At 68.0% G+C, this 18,554-nt stretch carries 19 protein-coding genes; 14 read left to right on the top strand and 5 right to left on the bottom strand.

The features are described from left to right. Positions 1–6 precede the first annotated feature (6 nt). Positions 7–858: a universal stress protein gene (locus NM203_RS01845; RefSeq protein ID WP_255057890.1), complete on the bottom strand. Its 852-nt coding sequence runs from the start codon at positions 856–858 to the stop codon at positions 7–9. Between the two features lie 116 nt (positions 859–974). Further along, positions 975–2,624 (bottom strand): sensor histidine kinase, encoded by a 1,650-nt coding sequence (locus tag NM203_RS01850; protein ID WP_255058277.1) that lies wholly within the window; start codon positions 2,622–2,624, stop codon positions 975–977. Positions 2,625–2,988: 364 nt separating this feature from the next. On the opposite strand from NM203_RS01850, the gene NM203_RS01855 reads away from it, so the two are divergent. From NM203_RS01855 to NM203_RS01875, 5 genes are read left to right on the top strand one after another with little or no spacing between them, the layout of a single operon-like run. Beyond that, a complete protein-coding gene (locus NM203_RS01855; RefSeq protein ID WP_255057891.1) occupies positions 2,989–3,873 on the top strand; it encodes a universal stress protein in 885 nt (294 codons plus the stop codon). A gap of 40 nt (positions 3,874–3,913) precedes the next feature. Further along, a complete protein-coding gene (locus NM203_RS01860; RefSeq protein WP_255057893.1) occupies positions 3,914–4,912 on the top strand; it encodes an Acg family FMN-binding oxidoreductase in 999 nt (332 codons plus the stop codon). A gap of 50 nt (positions 4,913–4,962) precedes the next feature. Next, positions 4,963–5,859 (top strand): universal stress protein, encoded by an 897-nt coding sequence (locus tag NM203_RS01865; RefSeq protein WP_255057894.1) that lies wholly within the window; start codon positions 4,963–4,965, stop codon positions 5,857–5,859. Next, the gene (locus tag NM203_RS01870; protein ID WP_255057895.1) at positions 5,856–6,698 is read left to right on the top strand and encodes a universal stress protein; all 843 of its coding nucleotides are present in this window, start codon (positions 5,856–5,858) and stop codon (positions 6,696–6,698) included. The genes NM203_RS01865 and NM203_RS01870 overlap by 4 nt, the downstream gene beginning before the upstream one ends. Next, positions 6,695–6,931: a hypothetical protein gene (locus tag NM203_RS01875; RefSeq protein ID WP_255057896.1), complete on the top strand. Its 237-nt coding sequence runs from the start codon at positions 6,695–6,697 to the stop codon at positions 6,929–6,931. Before NM203_RS01870 ends, NM203_RS01875 begins: the two co-directional genes overlap by 4 nt. Before the next feature lie 9 nt (positions 6,932–6,940). Here the strand turns inward: NM203_RS01875 and hypB are convergent, their stop codons facing one another. Together hypB and NM203_RS01885 are read right to left on the bottom strand one after the other, a co-directional pair. After that, positions 6,941–7,708, bottom strand: coding sequence for a hydrogenase nickel incorporation protein HypB (gene hypB, locus NM203_RS01880; protein WP_255057897.1), 768 nt, complete (start codon positions 7,706–7,708; stop codon positions 6,941–6,943). Then, the gene (locus tag NM203_RS01885; RefSeq protein WP_255057898.1) at positions 7,701–8,078 is read right to left on the bottom strand and encodes a hydrogenase maturation nickel metallochaperone HypA; all 378 of its coding nucleotides are present in this window, start codon (positions 8,076–8,078) and stop codon (positions 7,701–7,703) included. The genes hypB and NM203_RS01885 overlap by 8 nt, the downstream gene beginning before the upstream one ends. A 178-nt stretch (positions 8,079–8,256) precedes the next feature. Between NM203_RS01885 and hypF the strand changes: the two genes are divergently transcribed. From hypF to hypE, 4 genes are read left to right on the top strand one after another with little or no spacing between them, the layout of a single operon-like run. After that, on the top strand, positions 8,257–10,599 hold the full coding sequence (hypF, locus tag NM203_RS01890) for a carbamoyltransferase HypF (protein ID WP_255057899.1): 2,343 nt from the start codon (positions 8,257–8,259) through the stop codon (positions 10,597–10,599). Then, on the top strand, positions 10,572–10,856 hold the full coding sequence (locus NM203_RS01895) for a HypC/HybG/HupF family hydrogenase formation chaperone (RefSeq protein ID WP_255057900.1): 285 nt from the start codon (positions 10,572–10,574) through the stop codon (positions 10,854–10,856). Before hypF ends, NM203_RS01895 begins: the two co-directional genes overlap by 28 nt. Further along, a complete protein-coding gene (gene hypD / locus NM203_RS01900; RefSeq protein WP_255057901.1) occupies positions 10,853–11,968 on the top strand; it encodes a hydrogenase formation protein HypD in 1,116 nt (371 codons plus the stop codon). Before NM203_RS01895 ends, hypD begins: the two co-directional genes overlap by 4 nt. Next, positions 11,961–13,043, top strand: a complete 1,083-nt coding sequence (hypE, locus tag NM203_RS01905) for a hydrogenase expression/formation protein HypE (RefSeq protein ID WP_255057902.1) — start codon at positions 11,961–11,963, stop codon at positions 13,041–13,043. The genes hypD and hypE overlap by 8 nt, the downstream gene beginning before the upstream one ends. A 7-nt stretch (positions 13,044–13,050) precedes the next feature. Here the strand turns inward: hypE and NM203_RS01910 are convergent, their stop codons facing one another. Next, positions 13,051–14,112 (bottom strand): AraC family transcriptional regulator, encoded by a 1,062-nt coding sequence (locus NM203_RS01910; RefSeq protein WP_255057903.1) that lies wholly within the window; start codon positions 14,110–14,112, stop codon positions 13,051–13,053. Positions 14,113–14,247: 135 nt separating this feature from the next. Between NM203_RS01910 and NM203_RS01915 the strand changes: the two genes are divergently transcribed. From NM203_RS01915 to NM203_RS01935, 5 genes are all read left to right on the top strand, one after another. After that, a complete protein-coding gene (locus NM203_RS01915) occupies positions 14,248–14,805 on the top strand; it encodes a DUF1641 domain-containing protein (protein ID WP_255057904.1) in 558 nt (185 codons plus the stop codon). Positions 14,806–14,857: 52 nt separating this feature from the next. Then, the gene (locus NM203_RS01920) at positions 14,858–15,823 is read left to right on the top strand and encodes an NADH-quinone oxidoreductase subunit B family protein (RefSeq protein WP_255057905.1); all 966 of its coding nucleotides are present in this window, start codon (positions 14,858–14,860) and stop codon (positions 15,821–15,823) included. A gap of 70 nt (positions 15,824–15,893) precedes the next feature. After that, on the top strand, positions 15,894–17,504 hold the full coding sequence (locus tag NM203_RS01925) for a nickel-dependent hydrogenase large subunit (protein WP_255057906.1): 1,611 nt from the start codon (positions 15,894–15,896) through the stop codon (positions 17,502–17,504). A 59-nt stretch (positions 17,505–17,563) separates the two neighbouring features. Continuing rightward, positions 17,564–18,325, top strand: coding sequence for a hydrogenase maturation protease (locus NM203_RS01930; RefSeq protein ID WP_408633289.1), 762 nt, complete (start codon positions 17,564–17,566; stop codon positions 18,323–18,325). Continuing rightward, positions 18,325–18,540 (top strand): hypothetical protein, encoded by a 216-nt coding sequence (locus NM203_RS01935; protein WP_255057908.1) that lies wholly within the window; start codon positions 18,325–18,327, stop codon positions 18,538–18,540. The genes NM203_RS01930 and NM203_RS01935 overlap by 1 nt, the downstream gene beginning before the upstream one ends. Positions 18,541–18,554: the final 14 nt, after the last annotated feature.

The raw sequence follows: 18,554 nt of genomic DNA on the forward strand, positions 1-18,554 counted from the left end.
CGTCCGTCATCGGACGACCAGGACCGAGCAGTAGCCGTGCCGGAGCACCGCGTGGTCGTGGGGTCCGACGATGCGCGGCACGTCGTGGACGTCGGCGCTCTCGAGAACGGCCAAGGGCCGCAACGACGAATCGCCCTGCCCTGCGGCCGGAATCGGGTATCGCACACGCAGGTCGTCGTGCTGGTCGGCGAGGAAGTCGGCGAGGCTGGACTCGGCTTCGACGACGTCCAGCACGACGTCCGGGTAGCGCTCCCGCCACCGTTCGAGGCGGAGTTCGGTGCTTTCCAGGCTGTTGACGCCGAAGATGTTGCAGCCGAGCGCGGCGACGACGAGCGGTGCGTGACGTGCGCGTGCCTCGTCCAAGGCGGGTTCGATGATCCCCTCGACGTCCAATCGATCGTCGATGCCGACGGCGACGAAGTTCGCGGCGTTGTCGTGGTCGCGTGGTCGGATGACGGCGACCGAACAGTGCGCCGTGCCTGCGACGGCGGTGGCGGTCGAGCCGAGGACGGCGCGGGACACCGCGCCGATCCCGACGGTGCCCACACACACCAGTGCCGCCGTGCGGGAGTGCTCGACGAGGGCGTTCGACGGCGGCCCCCAGACGAGTTCCGTCTCCACCTTCACCGGTTGGTCCATGTCGTCGATCGCCGCTACCGCTAACCGCAGGGCCTCCTGGCCGTACTCCGCTTCAGGGCCGGTGAGCTCGCGATCTCCCTGTGTGCGAATGGTGTTCGCGGAGAACACCAGCGTGAGCGGAACGTCTCGGACAACCGCTTCGCGCACCGCCCATCGCGCGGTGTCGACTGCGGCATCGGATCCGTCGATGCCGACGACTACGGACTTCCCGATCGTCATGATGTCCTCCGGTCCGAGCGGCGTGGCCCCCCAAGCACGTTAGGGAAACCGCGACCGCTCGCGCAGAGGCCTTAGTCACATGCGGAGGGGTACGAGGTCGTCGTGCGACGCAGTCGTCACTCTCCGATCAGCGGTACCGTCCACTGCACTCTGGTACCACCGTCGGCTCCTGGCCCGATGTCGCACACGCCGCCCAGTACCTCAGCGCGCCGGTGCATGTTCGCGAGCCCGCTCGCCCTGTCGTTGGCGGCCGGGATGCCTCGGCCGTTGTCGTGGACCTCCAAGGCGAAGTTGTCGGCGACGGTGACGGAGATGTCCAACCGCGACGCACCCGAGTGCCGGACGGCGTTGCTGATCGCTTCGGCGGTGACGGCCTCGGCGTTCTCGGCGACGATGTCTCCGACGGCGCCGAGGGGACCGGAGAAGTGCACGGCGGTGACGAGGTCGCGATCGCCGGTGAGGTCGTTGATCAGTTTCTCGAGCCGCTGCCGGAAGGTGGTCGACGCCGCCAACGGGGACTGCAGTTCGAAGATCGTCGACCGGATGGTCTCGATCGTGGACTGGAGGTCGTCGATGGTTCGCGTGAGCCGCGCGTTCACCTCGGGCGACCTGGACCGTGCGACGGAACCCTGCAGGTCCAGGCCGGCCGCGAACAGTCGCTGAATGACGTGGTCGTGCAGGTCGTGCGCGATGCGCTCCCGGTCGGCCAGCACGGTGAGCTCGCGCTCGCGCTCGCGTCCCGCGGCCAACGCCATCGCGATCGCGGCGTGGCCGGCGAAGTCGCTGACGAGATCGAGATAGCTGTCGTCGAACGGTGCATCGCCCTTATGCCGGGCGACGACGATCACGCCGAGCACGGAGCCCTCCGCCGCGAGCGGCATCGCGATCGCCGGACGCTGGCCCACATCGGTGAACGCCTGGATCGGGTGCCGGAACGACTCGGTGATCACCGGCTCTCCCGACAGGAACACGCCGCCGCTCGTCGAGCCGTTGACCGGAATGTGCTGTCCCACCACCTCATCGGCGTGTATTCCGACGGCGGTGGACACCACGAGTGTCGTCACCTCGCCATCCGGGCCATCCGGGTTCGCCGGCACGAGCACGATGGCCTGCTCGGCGCCGGTCAGCTCGCACGCCCGATCGGCGATAATCCGCATGGGTGCCTTGAGGGGCTCGTTTCCCGACAGCAGCGCCGTCGAGATCTCCCGACTCGCCTGCATCCACCTGGCGGTCGTTCGGACGCGATCGAACAACTGGGCGTTGTCGATGGCGGCGGCGGCCGCGGACGCCAGCACGCGCGCCGACACCTCATCGGATTCGCTGAAAGCCCGATTCGGTTGGTCGTGTGTGATGTACAGGCTGCCGAACACGACGCCGCGGATCGTGATCGGAACACCGAGAAAGGCGTGCATCGGGGGGTGATTCTTCGGAAAGCCCGCCGCGTGGGAGTGGTCGCCGAGCTCGGTGAGGCGCAGCGCCGGAGTGTCGTCCAGCGGAATGCTCAACAGTCCCTTGCCCACCGGCAGGTCACCGATGCCGGCAACGGTGTCGGCGTCCATGCCGTGATGGATGAACGACACGAGTCGGCCGTCGTCCGCTCGCACCGCCAGCGCGCCGTAGCGTGCGCCGGTGAGTTCCATGGCGGCTTCGACGATGCGGTCGAGGGTGGCGTCCAGTTCCAGGTCGGAGGTGATCTCGAGTACCACGTGCAGCAGTTTCTCGGTCTGATCGCGGGCAGCCGACAGCGCGTCGAGCTGGTGGCGGATGTCGTTCACCAGCTCACGCCCGCCCAGTTGGGCGAATGCCGAATCGTCGTGCTTACCCACCCGACCACGCCTTTCTCGCCTACTGGCCCGCACACTACGCCGCTGATCGGCTCATATCGTCGTTCGCGCCGGATGCAGCGCAGGTCCGTCGGTCACCTGCCATCGACTGTCGGTTCGGCTCCCACGGTGGCCGACGTTGCTGCACCGCGATACGGACTTAGGTCCTCCGCCGAGTCGACGACCGTCCTCGCGTTCGCAATCAAGTGACTTCTGGCCTTAGCGCTGGGACTTTCGCCGCTCCCGCCGACGGGAAACCGCTGACTAGCGTTCACCTTCACCACGTCGATGCGAAGGAATGACCACCATGGCGACTTCCGATCCGGTGAAGGTCGGTGTGGACGGATCCAAAGCGAGTATCCGAGCGGCGCTGTGGGCCGCCGACGAGGCGATGGCGCGCGACGCCCGGCTCGACCTCGTCTACGTCGTCGATCCGTCGCGCATCGACGATGTCGACGCCGCCATGGCCGCAGCGCGGCATGCACTGCATCGAGCCTGGCAAGCGGTCACCGACAGCGGTAAGCACGTCAAGCTCGAAACCGAGATCCTGCAGGGGGATCCGGCGATCGAGCTCGCCGACACCGCCCGCCACGCGTCGTTGATCTGCGTCGGGCACAAGGGGACGAACGACTCGTCTCCCCAACCCCGAGGAGCGACATCCGAGGCGCTCGTCCGGATGGCGCCCGGTGCCGTCGCGGTGGTGCGGCGGCGACACAAGCGCCCGCCGACGTGTCATCGGTGGATCGTGGTCGTGCTCGACGAGTCCGCCGAGTCGCATCCGGTGCTGCAGGCGGCGCTGGACGAAGCCGCGTTGCGAGAGGCCCCGCTCCTGGCGCTGACCTCGTGGTCGACGTCGTCACCGCGGCGCACAGCGGACGACACGCCGCCGGACGACATACGCGCCACGGTGGACCGCCGCCTTCGGGACACCCGGGACGGCACGGCAGCCGTGCCGGTGTGCGCGCTCCCCATGCCGAGCGACGTGACGACGATCCTTCAGCAGAGCGCGGGCATCGATCAGTTGCTGGTGATCGGTGCCGGCCGAACGGATGTCATCGAGCAACTGCAGGAGGAGGGGGCTCGCGACGCCCTGCGCAAGACCGACTGCTCGATACTGATCGTCCGAGCCCCAAAGCCACTGGAAAGGAGGGCTTTCGGCTCTCCTACCGAGCATCGGAACGAGAAACAGTGAGATGGCGATCCCCGTTCGCGCGTCAGGAGAGGCCTCGACCATGACCACTCAGTTCCCCGATCGGGATACCATCCGCACCGCGCTGTCCTTGGCCATACGCGCACCGTCGGTGCACAACTCACAGCCGTGGAAGTGGAGGGTCGGCGACGAGAGCCTCCACCTGTACGCCGACACCGCGAGACATCTCATCCACACCGACCCGGATCAACGCGACCTCTTACTCAGCTGCGGGGCGTCCCTTCATCACGCGGTCGTAGGACTGGCCGCGCTCGGCTGGCAGAGCAAGGTCACGCGGCAGCCGAATCCGGCCGACCCGAACCATCTCGCGGCGATCCGGGTGAGGCGGCAGGAACCGGGGGAACTCGACATTCTGCTGGCCGCCGCGATCCCGCGCAGACGTACCGATCGTCGGCTGTACAGCTTCTGGCCGGTATCGCGCGCGGACATCGCGACGATCGGGGTCAGGGTGGCGCGCATGGGTGTTCAGCTGCGCCGGGTGGAACTGTCGACCGACGTCAAGGCCATCGTGGCCGAGGCGGTGTGGAAACACGTCCACGATGGCGAGTACCTCGGCGAGCTGACCGCGTGGAGTGGGCGGTACTCGTCGAGGGCCGGGGTGCCCGCGCGCAACATCCCGGATTCGGACCCCGGTGCCGCGCTTCCCGGCAGGCTGTTCGCCGGGGCGGCGCTCGATCAGCCCGCCGACGCACCGGCCCGCAACGACCACGCGGTCCTGCTGGCGCTCGGTACCGCTGGCGACGATCCGGTGGCGCGTATTCGCGCCGGCGAAGCCACCAGCATGGCGCTACTGACCAGCACGGCGCTGGGCTTGTCGAGTTGCCCGGTCACCGAGCCGCTCGAGATCGCGAGTACCCGCGAGGCCATTCGCGCCGAGGTGTTCAGCGGTCTCGAGTACCCCCAACTGATGCTGCGTGTGGGATGGGCGCCGATCGGATCCGATCCGCTGCCCGCCACGCCGCGCTTTCCGTTCGACGAGGTCGTCGGCACCCTGGATGACCCGCCGATCAGCTGGGACTGAAATCCACAGCGGGTCAATCGGACCCGCGCATTCACATGACAGGAGTGAACATGTCACCTTCACCTTCGGAGGCCGTCCGGCACGGCGTGCTCGTCGGGGTCGACGGCTCGCCGGCGTCACGCGTGGCCGTCGACTGGGCGGCGCGGGATGCCGAACTACGCGATCTACCCCTCACGGTGGTGCACGTCATGCCCACGGAGGTGATGGCCGCCTGGATCGACGTGCCGCCCACCCCCGAGTTCTGGGAGATGCGGAACCGCCGCGCCGATGCCATCGTCGCCGAAGCGCTCAACTGGGTGGACGACGCGATCTCCGCAACGCCGCGTATCCCCGTTCGCTCCAGCCGGGTGTCGGCCGCAGTGGTCCCGACCCTCGTCGACATGTCCAAGGATGCGGACACGGTCGTGGTCGGTTGTCGCGGCCTCGGTGAAGCACAGCGCCTGCTGCTGGGGTCGGTATCCACCGCCCTGCTGCATCACGCACACTGCTCCGTCGCCGTGATCCACGACGAGGACCCCTTGATGCCCGACCCGTCGCACGCGCCGGTTGCGGTCGGCGTCGACGGATCGGCGGCATCCGAGAAGGCGGTGTCGATCGCCTTCGACGAGGCCTCGCGCCGCGGGGTGGACCTGGTCGCGATCCACGTGTGGAGCGATCACACGGACGATTTCGTCGACGGCTACTGGGACAACATGGGGGAGTGGGCAGAGGAGGTTCTCGCCGAGCGCCTCGCCGGATGGGCGGAGCGCTATCCCGACGTCACGGTTCACCGAATCGTCGAGAAGGACCGTCCGGCGCGCCGATTGCTCGACCACGCGGAGAAGGCACAGCTGTTGGTCGTGGGCAGCCACGGTCGCGGTGGGTTCTCCCGGCTGCTGCTCGGCTCGGTCAGCACCGCGGTCGTGCACGGCGCGCGGATGCCGGTGATCGTGGCCAGGGACGCATGACCTCTCCCGGCGCCGTCGTGGTGGGTGTCGACGGGTCGGAACCGTCGAGGCGGGCCGTGCGATGGGCTGCCGAGGAAGCCGGGTTGCGACGTGTCCCGCTGCGCGCCGTCTACGCGATCGATCCGAGCGTCGGATCAGCCGCCGATCCCGTTGGTGATGAACGTAGTTCGCCGGATGTGCTCGCCCTACTCGCCGACGCGCGCGCGATCGCAGAGGCGGTGGCACCCGGCCACGATGTCACCGCAGAGGCCGTCGTCGGCTCGCCCGTGGATGCCCTCGTCGATCGACACGCGGCGCCCGCCGTGGTGTGCGTGGGCTCCTCGGGTGAGGCGCCGGCCCGTCCAGGGCACCGCGCGAGCCTCATCACCGAACTGCTTCTTGCGGCGCCCTGCGCGGTCACCGTGGTCCGCGGTCGCTGGTCCCCGACCGGTTCGGTGGTCACCGAAATCGGTTGTGAGCCAGAAGGCGCGGAGCTTCTCCGGGTAGCGGTGTCGGAGGCGGTACTGCGCGACGCACCCCTGCGCGTACTCACCACCGCTCTTCTCCCAGGGGCGCACGCGCGGGACGAGGTGCACGCCCGCATCCGCGCCGAGGTCGAGCGGTATCGGGACGCGCTACCGAACCTGGATGTCGTCGCACTGCCCGGGGTGTGGACTCCGGCAACGTATCTCCGGCGGTTCAGCAGGAACATCGGCCTCTTCCTCGCGCCGTCCCGTGTGACGCACGACGTCGGTACGGTGCTCCACCCGGACGCGGCGCAGGCGCTGACCCTGCTCGACTGCCCGGTCGTCTTCAACGCCGACCTCGCGGCACCGGTGGAGCGGGAGATGGCATCGTGACGTCGTCGGGATCGGTGCGCAAGCCGCGCTACACGATCGACAGCCTGGCGCGGGAGTTTCTCAGATCACCGTTCGGTGCGGAGTCCAGTGCCGACGGTTCGCTGAGTCGGCAGCTCAGCGCGTTCCTCGCGACCCGGAACCTGGGCCGACTGGCGGGTGACCGAGATGCGTTCGATCTGGTGCTCAATCGCGTGATGGAGTGCCGCGACGAAGGTCCCGTGCACGATCGATGACCTTGGACGTCAGGCGTGTTCCGCGCCTGCGAACGCGCGCAGCCAGGCGTACCAGGCCGACATTCCCTCCCCGGTCCGAGCGCTGACGGGCAGGACCAGGGCGACGGGATTGACCTGCCGGACACTGTCGGCGTACGCCGCGATGTCCGCGTCGAGGTGCGGCTCCAAGTCGATCTTGTTGAGCAGCACCACGTCCACGGCGCGGAACATCACCGGGTACTTGAGCGGTTTGTCCTCACCCTCGGTGATCGAGTAGACCATCACCTTGGCGTGCTCGCCGACGTCGAACTCCGCGGGGCACACCAGGTTTCCGACGTTCTCCACGATGACGAGGTCGAGGCCGGCCAGGTCGAGGCCGGCCAGCGCCCGGTTCACCATCGGGGCGTCGAGGTGACATTCACCGCCGAATCCGTTGCTGGTGTTCAGGAGTGACACCTGGGCGCCACGGCCGGCCAGCTTGGCGGCGTCGAGATCGGTGGCGATGTCACCCTCGATCACCCCGACCGCGACGTCGTCGCGCAGCTCGTCCAGCGTCGCGGCCAGGATCGTGGTCTTGCCGGAGCCCGGCGAGCTCATCAGGTTCACAGCGCGCACGCCGTTGTCGTTGAACGCGCGGCGGTTCGCGTCGGCGCGCACGTCGTTCTCGGCGAAGATGGACTCGAGCACGTCCACCCTTTGGGAGCCCGTGGCGTAACCACCGTGGTCGCCGTGGTCATGACCCGTGTCGTGGTCGTGGCTGTGCTCGGTGCCGTCGTCGTGCCGGTGAAACCTACCCATTCCGAGGACCTTTCGACGACTCCGCGCTGGCGCGGTCGGTCACCTCGATGGAGGTGACCATGAACTCCTCACCGTGGGTGACCTCGACGTCGGCGCTCCCGCACGCCGGGCAGGCGACGGAGAACCGGGAGGCGATCTCCGAATGGGCACCGCATGATCGGCACGTCACCGCGGCGGGGATCAACTCCAGCTCGAGCTCGGCTTCCTGCATGCCCTCGAAGTCGCGCACCAGGGTCCAGCAGAACGACAGCGCATCGGGGACTACCTGACGGAGCGCACCGACCCGAACCCGGACGACGTCCACCCGCCGTCCGGCGGCGTGAGGTTTCACGACGCCGGCGATGGCCTGGCACAGGGACAGCTCATGCACGGCGAGTCACCGCAATCCTAATCGTCGTCGATGGTGCGAACCCTAATCCCCGTGTGAATGCCGCCGAGGCGGAATGGGTCCGAACGGCTGATGACGACGCTGTTCGGGGGCTAGCCTGGAAGTCGACCAACCGCGTCCACAGCCCATTGGCGCGCTGGTCCGCTCGGTCGGGAGACCCATGAATCGTATTCGGCATTCGCCCGTTGCGACGGTGCGATCGCGGCTCGACATCACCGGCGTCGTGCAAGGCGTCGGGTTCCGTCCCGCTGTCGCGCGCATCGCCGGTGCCAGGCGTGTGGCGGGTTTCGTCTCCAACGATTCCGGCTCGGTCCACTGCGAATTCGAGGGCGCGCCCGGTGACGTCGAGGCTGCCGTTGCCGACCTCCGCGCCGCTCCACCGCCGATGGCCCGCATCGACGCCATCCGGGTTAGCACGGTCGCCCCGACCGGGGACCGCGACTTCCGCATCGTCGAGAGCACCACGACGACGGGTAGCGCCCGCACGCTGGTGCCGCCCGACATCGCGATGTGCGCCGACTGCCTGCGCGAGATGACCGACCCCGCCGACCGCCGATTCGGGCATCCGTTCATCACGTGCACCAACTGCGGGCCGCGCTACACGGTGATCACCGACCTGCCCTACGACCGCCCCGCCACGACGATGTCGGGTTTCCCGATGTGCGCACGCTGCGCGAAAGAGTATCGCGATCCAGGGAACCGCCGCTTCCACGCGCAGACCATCGCCTGCCCCGACTGCGGCCCGAGCCTGACGTGGCTGGGGCCGGGCACCGTCGAGGACCCGATCGGCGCCGCCGTCGCCGTCATCGGTGCCGGCGGAATCGTCGCCGTGAAGGGGGTCGGCGGCTACCACCTCGCCTGCCGGGCAGACGCCACCGACGCGATCGCCGAGTTGCGGCGGCGGAAGTCACGACCCGCCAAGCCTTTCGCGGTGATGGCGTCCGACCTGTCCGCGGCCGGTCGTATCGCCGAGCTCTCCGAGGCGGCTGCGGCCCTGCTGACGTCGCCGGCGGCGCCCATCGTCCTGGCGCCGAGTCGACCGAACGCGTTATCCGGTTCGGTAGCACCGGGTTTGCTCGACGTCGGGGTGATGCTGCCGTACACGCCGGTTCACCACCTGCTGTTCCGACGGTCGGGGCTGAGCGCCCTGGTCATGACGTCGGCCAACGCCGGAGGATCACCGATCGTCTTCCGCGAGGACGACCTGCCGTGGATCGACGGCCTGGCCGACGGTGTGCTGACCCACGACCGCCCGATTCACGTCCCGTGCGAGGACTCGGTGCTCACCGTGGACGACAGGGGTGTTCCGCTGCCGCTGCGGCGCTCCCGCGGCTATGCGCCGCTGCCCGTGTCGGTGCCGAGGCCGACGGATGCGCCCGCCCCGGTGCTGCTGGCGACCGGCGGTGACATCAAGACCACGTTCTGCCTGACGGCCTCCGACGGTCACGCGCACATGTCATCGCACCTGGGGGACATGGCCGACCCGCGGACCCAGGGGTGTTTCTCCGAGGCGCTCGCTCACCTGGCCGAGATGACCGGCCACCGGCCGGACGTGGTGGTCTGCGACATGCACCCGCAGTACGCGACCACCCGATGGACCGAGCGTCGCGGCCAGCCCACGGTCCGGGTCCAACACCACCACGCCCACGCGGTGTCGTTGCTCGCCGAGCACGGCCGCCTCGGCAGCCCGATGCTCGCGGTGACCTACGACGGGACCGGCTACGGCACCGACGGGACCATCTGGGGCGGCGAGTTTCTCGCACTCGCCGGGCCTACCCGATTCACCCGCGTCGGACACCTGAAGCCGTTCGCCCTGCCCGGCGGCGACGGCGCCGCGCGGCAACCGGCGAGGATCGCGCTCGATCTGCTGACCAGGGCTGGAATCGAGTGGGACGTCGATCTCGCTCCGGTCGCCGCGGTCGGGGCGACGGGGCGACACGTTCTCTCTCAACAGATCCCGAGCGGCGTCGGCTGTATCACCACCACCAGCATGGGCAGGTTGTTCGACGCGGTATCGAGCCTGCTGGACGTGTGCCAGGAGGTCACGTACGAGGGGCAGGCCGCCGTCGAACTCGAGCACGTGGCGCGTACGGGGCGGACCGGACTGGTGTCGATCGACTTCGACATCCGTGACGGCGTGCTGGACCCGGCGCCCGTCATGGCCGGTCTGGTCGACGGTGTACGGGCCGGGGTGGGCGCCGCGGATCTCGCGGCGTCGTTCCACGACGCGGTCATCGCGGCCACCGTGTCCGTCGCCGCCGAGTGTGCGCGCGCGGCCGAGATCCCGACGATCGGCCTGACCGGAGGAGTCTTCGCCAACCGACTCCTGCTCGAAGGCATTCGAAACGGCCTGAGGGAACGCCGTTTCGAGGTGCTCACCCATCACGTCGTGCCGTGCAACGACGGCGGGCTGGCCCTCGGCCAGGTCGCGGTGGCAGCGGCACACCTAGGATCGTCTAGCAAAGGAAGTGGCTCATGTGCCTCGGAATCCCCGGCAAGATAACCAGGATCTGGGACGAATCGGGTACCAGGATGGCCACCGTCGACTTCGGCGGCACCACCAAGAAGGTCTGCCTGGCGTACCTGCCCGACCTCGAGATCGGTGAATACACCATCGTTCACGCCGGTTTCGCGTTGAACCGGCTCGACGAGGAATCCGCCAACGACACCCTCAAGATGTTCGCCGACCTCGGCATCCTCGAAGAGGAACTCGCCGGCGTTCAATCCCCCGCCCTGGATGACCGCAGGGAGTTGGCGTGAAGTATCTAGACGAATTCCGCGACCCGGTGGCCGCTCGGGTGCTGGTCGATCGCATCACCCGCCGGGCCACCCGGACCTGGACCATCATGGAAGTCTGTGGTGGGCAGACGCATTCGATCATCCGCAACGGTATCGACCAGCTCCTGGGCGACGCCGTCGAGTTCATCCACGGCCCCGGCTGCCCGGTCTGTGTCACACCGTTGGAGATGATCGACCGCGCGTTGGAGATAGCCGCGCGCGAGAACGTCATCTTCTGCTCGTTCGGCGACATGTTGCGAGTGCCGGGAAGTCGTGAGGACCTGTTCAGCGTCCGGGCGCGCGGCGGCGACGTGCGCATCGTCTACTCCCCGCTGGACGCGACGCAGATCGCGGCCGACAACCCTGACAGGGACGTGGTGTTCTTCGGGGTGGGCTTCGAGACCACCGCACCCGCTAACGCGATGTCCGTCGTCCACGCGCAACGACTCGGCCTGAAGAACTTCTACCTGCTGGTCTCCCACGTCCTCGTACCGCCCGCGATGACGGCGATTCTGTCCTCGCCCACCAACCGGGTCCAGGGCTTCCTCGGTGCCGGCCACGTGTGCACGGTGATGGGAACGTCCGAATACGGTCCGCTGGTGGAGAAGTTCGGGATCCCCATCGTGGTGTCGGGATTCGAGCCGCTCGATCTCCTCGAGGGGGTGCGGCAACTCGTGGATCTGCTCGAAGACGGCAGGGCCGAGTTGCGCAACGCCTACCCACGGGCGGTGAGCGACCAGGGGAACGTCGTCGCGAGGGAGACGCTGAAGGACGTCTTCGTCGTCACCGACCGGCCGTGGCGCGGCATCGGCGTCATCCCGAAGTCCGGCTGGAGACTGTCGCCCCGATACGCCGAGTTCGACGCGGAACTGAGGTTCGGCGTCGGGGACATGCAGGTGCAGGAGTCCGCCGAATGCCACAGCGGCGAGGTGCTTCAGGGCCTGCTGAAGCCCAACGAGTGTCCGGCGTTCGGCACGTCGTGCACGCCCCGCACCCCGCTGGGCGCCACGATGGTGTCCAGCGAGGGGGCCTGCGCGGCCTACTACCAGTTCCGCAGGCTGAACCTCACCGACCTGACGTCCGCTCGTGCCTGACGAGCCCGTGACCGCAATCGATCCGGCGGACTGGGTGTGCCCCCTCCCGCTGCGCGAGACCAAGCGCATCGTGATGGGCCACGGCGGCGGCGGCATCCTGTCCGAGGAGCTCATCGAGAACCTGTTCCTGCCCGCGTTCGACTCCGGGCGCGGGACGGGGGGTCCGTCCAGGGATTCGGCGGTGCTGACCGTGCCCGCCGGGCGGATCGCGGTGTCGACGGACTCGTACGTCGTGCAGCCGTTGTTCTTCCCCGGCGGTGACATCGGGGACCTGGCCGTCAACGGCACCATCAACGACCTCGCGATGAGCGGGGCCACCCCGATCGGTTTGACCGCGGGGTTCATCCTCGAGGAGGGGCTCGAGCTGGAGTTGCTCGGGCGAATCGCCCAGTCGATGGGCAAGGCCGCCGACCACGCGGGCGTCGGCATCGTCACCGGCGACACCAAGGTCGTGGGAAAGGGCAGTGCGGACCAGCTTTTCGTCAACACCGCCGGCATCGGCGTGATACCCGAGGGCGTGGACGTCGGACCGGAGCGCGTCCGTCCCGGCGACGACGTCATCGTCTCCGGGAACGTCGGCGAGCACGGCGTTGCGATCATGAGCGTGCGGGCGGGGATCGACTTCGGCACGGTCGTCACCAGCGACAGTGCGCCACTGCACGGACTGGTGGCCGCCATGCTGGCGGCCGATGCGAGCGGCCGGATTCACGCGCTGCGCGACCCCACCCGCGGCGGACTGGTGGCCGCGGTCATCGAGATCGCCAGGTCCGCGGGTGTCGGAGTGGCGCTCGACGAGGCCGCGATCCCGGTGCCGGAGTCGGTGGCCTCGGCGTGCGGCTTCCTGGGGCTGGACCCGCTCCAGGTGGCCAACGAGGGAAAGCTGGTCGCGTTCGTCGACCCGTCCGCGACCGAGGCGGTGCTCGCGGCGATGCGGGGTCACCCGGAGGGCGCGGGTGCCGTCGTCATCGGCCGAGCGGTCTCCGAGCATCCCGGCATGGCCGTGGGGCGCACGGCGTTCGGCACCACGCGTGTGATCGAACGCGAACTGGGCGAGCAACTTCCGCGCATTTGCTAGGGACGCTCTAGCGCCGCAGGGTCTGCGACGGTGACTCACCCCAGCGCTTGCGGTACTCGCCGCCGAAGCTGCCGAGGTGGTGAAACCCCCAGCGTTCGGCCACCGCCGTCACCGTGATGCCGTCGGCGGGCGTGGCGTCCATCAACTCCGCGTGCACCCGCTCGAGGCGCCGTTCGCGCACGTAGGTCATCGGCGTCATGCCGAGCTGATCGTGGAAACCCTGTTGTACCGCGCGAACACTCATGTGCACGGCGTTTGCCACGGCGTGCATCGTCACGTGCTCGGCGAGATGGTCGTCGAGGTAGTCGATGGCCGCCTGAACCACGGCTCCGCGCTTGTCCGGCCGCGCCGGCTGAGTGAACTCGGAGTGGTAATTGGACGGTTGCAGATGCAGCAGGCTGCTCATCACGAGGTCCTCGACAGCGCCGATTCCCTGGCCGCGACCCACCAGCGAGCCGGTGTGGAAGACCTCCGTGTGAATGAGTTGGACGGCGGCGTGCCAGCGCATCGCGGCCTCGCTGGTGAGGTCGAACTCCGGCTCGAAAGCCAACGGGTGCGCCAGACTACGGCCGATGACACGGGTCAGATAGGCGGCCATCGCCGGCTCCTCGATTCTCAGCACCAGCTGCGGGGAATCGAGGTCGAGATGCATGGTGAGGGCCTCGCCGGGGCTGCTCACCAGCGCGCAGATGCTGTTCGCCTCGAACGATCGACCCCGGTGCTCGGCCAGCGCACAGCCGTTCATGGGCATGTGCACCGCGTAGTACGGCCCTTGTCGGGGGATGTCGACGACGGCGGGAACGTGGAGATCGACGTACAGCATGCTGACGTTGCGCAACCTCACCCCGTGCACCCCCGCGGCGAACGCATCGAGCTGGTCGTCTGCGACGCGAAGTGTCAAGGGGGAGAAGGCCTGGCCGATGAGTGTCGCCGCGTCGCGAAGGTTCTCCGTATAGAAGATCTCGTTGCCGGTCAGTGCGGGGGGCACCCCGCGGGAGCGCACCTTCCGCCGGACCGGGTCGTCGGTGTGGCGGACGTCGATGAACCCGAGTCGCTTCAGCCGTGACATCGCCGATCCAATCCCGCTGCGCACCAGCGTATTGAAGTGTGCGCAATCCTGACGATATCTGCGTAATGCCGATAGGCGCAGCAAGATCGCCGGACTATTTTGTGACCAGGGCAGTCACTGACACACGGAGGCGCAATGACAGCAAACGGTCAGGTCCTGGAACTGTCGCCCGCCGACCGGGTGCGCGCCAAGCTGGATGATCCGCGCGTCGCCGAGTCCCTCAACGATTTGCTCGAACACGCTGACCTGCTGGCGATTCTGGTATCCGGCCTCGACGGCCTGGTGCGACGCAGCGACACGATCAGCGACTCGCTCACCTCGGCCATCGGCGAGGCCAAGGGGGACGCCGCGGGCGCCTCCCTCACCCAGTCGATCCCCGGAATCGACGCGCTGAAGTCCATCGATCTGGCGGGACTGGCGCAGAGCTTCGCCACCCTGTCCGACAAGGTGGTCGACGCGACTCCCGCGCTCAACTCCCTGCTGTCGTCGCGCTTAACGGATCCGCAGGCCACCGAGGTGCTCGCACAACTCGGCGAAGCGCTCGTCGAGGCGAAGACGGCGAACGCGCAAGGCGCGCAGGGCCCGAAGGGGTTCTTCGGCATCCTCAAGGCGGCCAAAGACCCCGACGTGGCTCGCGGACTCGGGTTCCTGCTTCAAGTGGCCAAGGCGTTCGGGCGACAGCTTTCCACGTAGTGACGGTGACAGTGATTGTGGGCCTTCGCGGCTCCACAGGAGAGGAGTTCACATGGCTTCGGTGCTGTGGTTTCAGGGGGGCGCGTGCAGTGGCAACACGATGTCGTTCCTCAACGCCGACGAGCCCAACGTCGTCGACCTCATCGTCGACTTCGGCCTCGACCTGATCTGGCATCCGTCGCTGGGGCTCGAGCTCGGCAAGAACGCGCAGAAGGTCTTCAACGACTGCGCGAGTGGCGAACGGCCACTTGACATCTTCGTGTTCGAGGGAACCGTCATGGAGGCCTACGGCGGACGCACCGACATGTTCGCCGACCGCCCGATGAAGGACTGGGTCAACGAGCTCGCAGGCGCCGCGCAGATCGTGGTCGCCATCGGCGACTGCGCCTGCTGGGGTGGCATCCCGGCAATGGAGCCGAACCCCTCGGGCTCCACCGGACTGCAGTTCCACAAGCGCAGCAAGGGCGGCTTCCTCGGGCCGGACTTCAAGTCGAAGATGGGCCTGCCCGTCATCAACATCCCCGGATGCCCGGCGCATCCGGACTGGATCACCCAGATCCTCGTCGCGCTGGCCACCGGCCGCGCAGGCGATCTGACACTCGACGAACTGCACCGACCCGAGACGTTCTTCAAGACCTTCACCCAAACCGGCTGCACCCGCGTGCAGTTCTTCGAGTACAAGCAGTCGACGATGTCTTTCGGCGAGGGCACCCGCACCGGCTGCCTGTTCTACGAGTTCGGCTGTCGCGGTCCGATGACGCACTCGCCGTGCAACCGAATCCTCTGGAACAGGCAGTCTTCCAAGACCCGCGCGGGTATGCCGTGCCTCGGCTGCACCGAACCGGAGTTCCCGCACTTCGACCTCGCGCCGGGCACGGTGTTCAAGACGCAGAAGGTCAGCGGCATCATCCCGAAGGAAGTGCCCGAGGGAACCGACCACCTGACCTACATGGCGCATGCCGCGGCGGCGCGCATCGCGGCGCCGCAGTGGTCGAAGGAAGACATGTTCGTCGTCTAACGGTGCTTGAGATCCCGGCACCGCGCCGCCAGTTCGTCAGCCCAGGTTTCATCGGAAGGACCACACCACAATGACCGCACTCGACCTGTACGTGAGCCCCCTGGGGCGAGTCGAGGGTGACCTCGACGTCCGAGTCACCATCGAAGACGGCGTCGTCACTTCGGCGTGGACCGAGGCGGCGATGTTCCGCGGGTTCGAGATCATCCTGCGCGGCAAGGATCCTCAGGCCGGGCTCGTCGTGTGTCCGCGGATCTGCGGCATCTGCGGCGGCAGCCACCTCTACAAGTCCGCCTACGCGCTCGACACGGCGTGGGCGACGCACATGCCCCACAACGCGACGTTGGTGCGCAACATCTGCCAGGCCGCCGAGACGCTGCAGTCGATTCCGCGCTACTTCTACGCGTTGTTCGCGATCGACCTGACGAACAAGAACTACGCGAAGTCGCCGATGTACGCCGAGGCGGTGCGACGGTTCGCGCCCTACGTCGGCACCAGCTACCAACCGGGCGTCGTCCTCTCGGGCAAGCCGGTCGAGGTGTACGCGATCTTCGGAGGCCAGTGGCCGCACTCGAGCTTCATGGTGCCCGGTGGCGTCATGTGCGCACCGACGCTGTCCGACGTCACCAGGTCCATCGCGATCCTCGAGCACTGGAAGGACGCTTGGCTCGAGGGTCAATGGCTGGGCTGCACCGTGGACCGCTGGCTGGAGGTCAAGACGTGGGAGGACATGCTCGCCTGGGTCGATGAGAACGAGTCCCAGCACAACAGCGACTGCGGTTTCTTCATCCGCTACTGCCTCGATGTCGGACTGGACAAGTACGGCCAGGGCGTCGGCAACTATTTGGCGACCGGCACCTATTTCGAGCCGTCGCTGTACGAGAATCCGACGATCGACGGCCGCAACGCCGCGCTGATCGGCCGCTCGGGCATCTACGCGAACGGCGCGTGGCACGAGTTCGATCAGGCCAAGGTGCGTGAGGACGTCACCCATTCGTTCTACGAGGGGACGCGCCCGCTGCATCCCTTCGACGGCGAGACCATCCCCGTCGATCCCGAAGTCGGCCGGGGCCAGGGCAAGTACAGCTGGGCGAAGTCGCCGCGGTACGACATCGGCGGGGGGCTCGGCAACGTGCCTCTCGAGGCCGGTCCGCTGGCCCGGCGGATGGCGGCCGGCGGGCCGAACGCGGCGGCACACCAGGACGACGACCCGCTGTTCCCCAATCTGTACAACTCGATCGGGCCCAGCGTGTTCGTCCGCCAGATGGCGCGCATGCACGAGGCTCCGAAGTACTACAGGTGGGCGCGCCAGTGGCTCGACGAACTGGACCTGAAGGAGAGCTTCTACACCAAGCCCACCGAGCACGCGTCCGGAAAGGGCTTCGGCGCGACCGAAGCCGCCCGCGGCGCTCTGGCGGACTGGATCGTCATCGAGGACAGCAAGATCAAGAACTACCAGGTGGTGACCCCTACGGCGTGGAACATCGGACCGCGGGACGGCTCGGACGTGCTCGGGCCCATCGAGCAGGCGCTGGTCGGCTCGCCGATCGTGGACGCCGAGGATCCGGTGGAACTCGGCCATGTGGCACGGAGTTTCGACTCCTGCCTGGTCTGCACCGTGCACGCCTACGACGGCAAGACGGGTAAGGAACTGTCCAAGTTCGTCATCAACGGAATGGTGTGATCCCTGCTTTGAACCCCAGGTCTGCAGTCGACATCGAGCCGCCGGGATGCGAGGTGCTCGTGGTCGGCTGCGGCAACCTGCTGCGCGGTGACGACGGCGTGGGTCCCGTTCTGATCCGCCATCTCTGGGAGCTCGGGGTGCCCGACGGAGCGCAGATGGTCGACGGCGGAACTGCGGGCATGGACACCGCGTTCCGGATGCGCGGAGCGAAACGGGTCGTCATCGTCGACGCGGCGGCGACCGGAGCCGCGCCGGGAACGGTCTACCGGGTCCCCGGTGAGGAGTTCGAGGAACTGCCACCCCTGCAGGGGCTGCACACCCACTCGTTCCGCTGGGACCACGCCATCGCCTTCGCCAGGTGGGCGCTGGGCGACGCCTGCCCGACGGACATCACCGTGTTCCTGATCGAAGTGGCGGGAGTCGACTACGGGGCCGAGCTGTCCGAGCCGGTGCTGGCGGGTATGCAGACCGTCATCGACGTCGTCGAGCGCGACTTCCTGGGCCCTCTCCGTCCCGCGAAGGCGTCCCAGGTGACGGTCGAGTTCACCGCCGACGGCTACCTCCGACTCGACGCGGCGCTCGCGGCCAGCAGGTTCGCCTCGGATGCAGTCGCCGCGATCGTGCGCGGCAACGACTTCCTCCTGATCCCGTTGCGCGGCCCCCGTAGCGGCGGCCTGCTGCTCAAACAACGCAATCCCGCCGGGGATCGCAGCGCGCTGATTCACGAGGTGCTGTACGGCCGTATCCCGGTGGGAGTTCGGACGGCCTTCTGGGACGACGAGCGCGGCGCACTGCGCGTCCCGCTGGAGCCGACGACGTGATGCCCGAACGGAGTTCCGCCGACCACGCGCACGCCGTCGAGACGATGATCGTCGAGGAGCGCGGGCAGTTCGCCGTGGAGATCGCGGTGGTCTTCGCCGACGGGGTCGTGCGAAAGCGCATCGACACCCATCGGACCCGCCGCCGGGCCGAACTGGCCGCCAGTGTGATCAAACGTGCCGCTGAGCGTGACCTGTCGGGTCCGCTGACCGGATGACCAACGAGGGAGGG

Origin of the sequence: Mycolicibacterium arenosum, assembly GCF_024320865.1 — a bacterium.
Lineage (GTDB): Bacteria > Actinomycetota > Actinomycetes > Mycobacteriales > Mycobacteriaceae > Mycobacterium > Mycobacterium arenosum.

What these genes read in the sequence shown, in the direction of transcription:
- NM203_RS01845 (WP_255057890.1), bottom strand. Translation starts at nt 858, where the DNA reads ATGACGATCGGGAAGTCCGTAGTCGTCGGCATCGACGGATCCGATGCC.
- NM203_RS01855 (WP_255057891.1), top strand. Translation starts at nt 2,989, where the DNA reads ATGGCGACTTCCGATCCGGTGAAGGTCGGTGTGGACGGATCCAAAGCG.
- NM203_RS01860 (WP_255057893.1), top strand. Translation starts at nt 3,914, where the DNA reads ATGACCACTCAGTTCCCCGATCGGGATACCATCCGCACCGCGCTGTCC.
- NM203_RS01865 (WP_255057894.1), top strand. Translation starts at nt 4,963, where the DNA reads ATGTCACCTTCACCTTCGGAGGCCGTCCGGCACGGCGTGCTCGTCGGG.
- NM203_RS01870 (WP_255057895.1), top strand. Translation starts at nt 5,856, where the DNA reads ATGACCTCTCCCGGCGCCGTCGTGGTGGGTGTCGACGGGTCGGAACCG.
- hypB (WP_255057897.1), bottom strand. Translation starts at nt 7,708, where the DNA reads ATGGGTAGGTTTCACCGGCACGACGACGGCACCGAGCACAGCCACGAC.
- hypF (WP_255057899.1), top strand. Translation starts at nt 8,257, where the DNA reads ATGAATCGTATTCGGCATTCGCCCGTTGCGACGGTGCGATCGCGGCTC.
- NM203_RS01895 (WP_255057900.1), top strand. Translation starts at nt 10,572, where the DNA reads ATGTGCCTCGGAATCCCCGGCAAGATAACCAGGATCTGGGACGAATCG.
- NM203_RS01910 (WP_255057903.1), bottom strand. Translation starts at nt 14,112, where the DNA reads ATGTCACGGCTGAAGCGACTCGGGTTCATCGACGTCCGCCACACCGAC.
- NM203_RS01915 (WP_255057904.1), top strand. Translation starts at nt 14,248, where the DNA reads ATGACAGCAAACGGTCAGGTCCTGGAACTGTCGCCCGCCGACCGGGTG.
- NM203_RS01920 (WP_255057905.1), top strand. Translation starts at nt 14,858, where the DNA reads ATGGCTTCGGTGCTGTGGTTTCAGGGGGGCGCGTGCAGTGGCAACACG.
- NM203_RS01925 (WP_255057906.1), top strand. Translation starts at nt 15,894, where the DNA reads ATGACCGCACTCGACCTGTACGTGAGCCCCCTGGGGCGAGTCGAGGGT.
- NM203_RS01935 (WP_255057908.1), top strand. Translation starts at nt 18,325, where the DNA reads ATGCCCGAACGGAGTTCCGCCGACCACGCGCACGCCGTCGAGACGATG.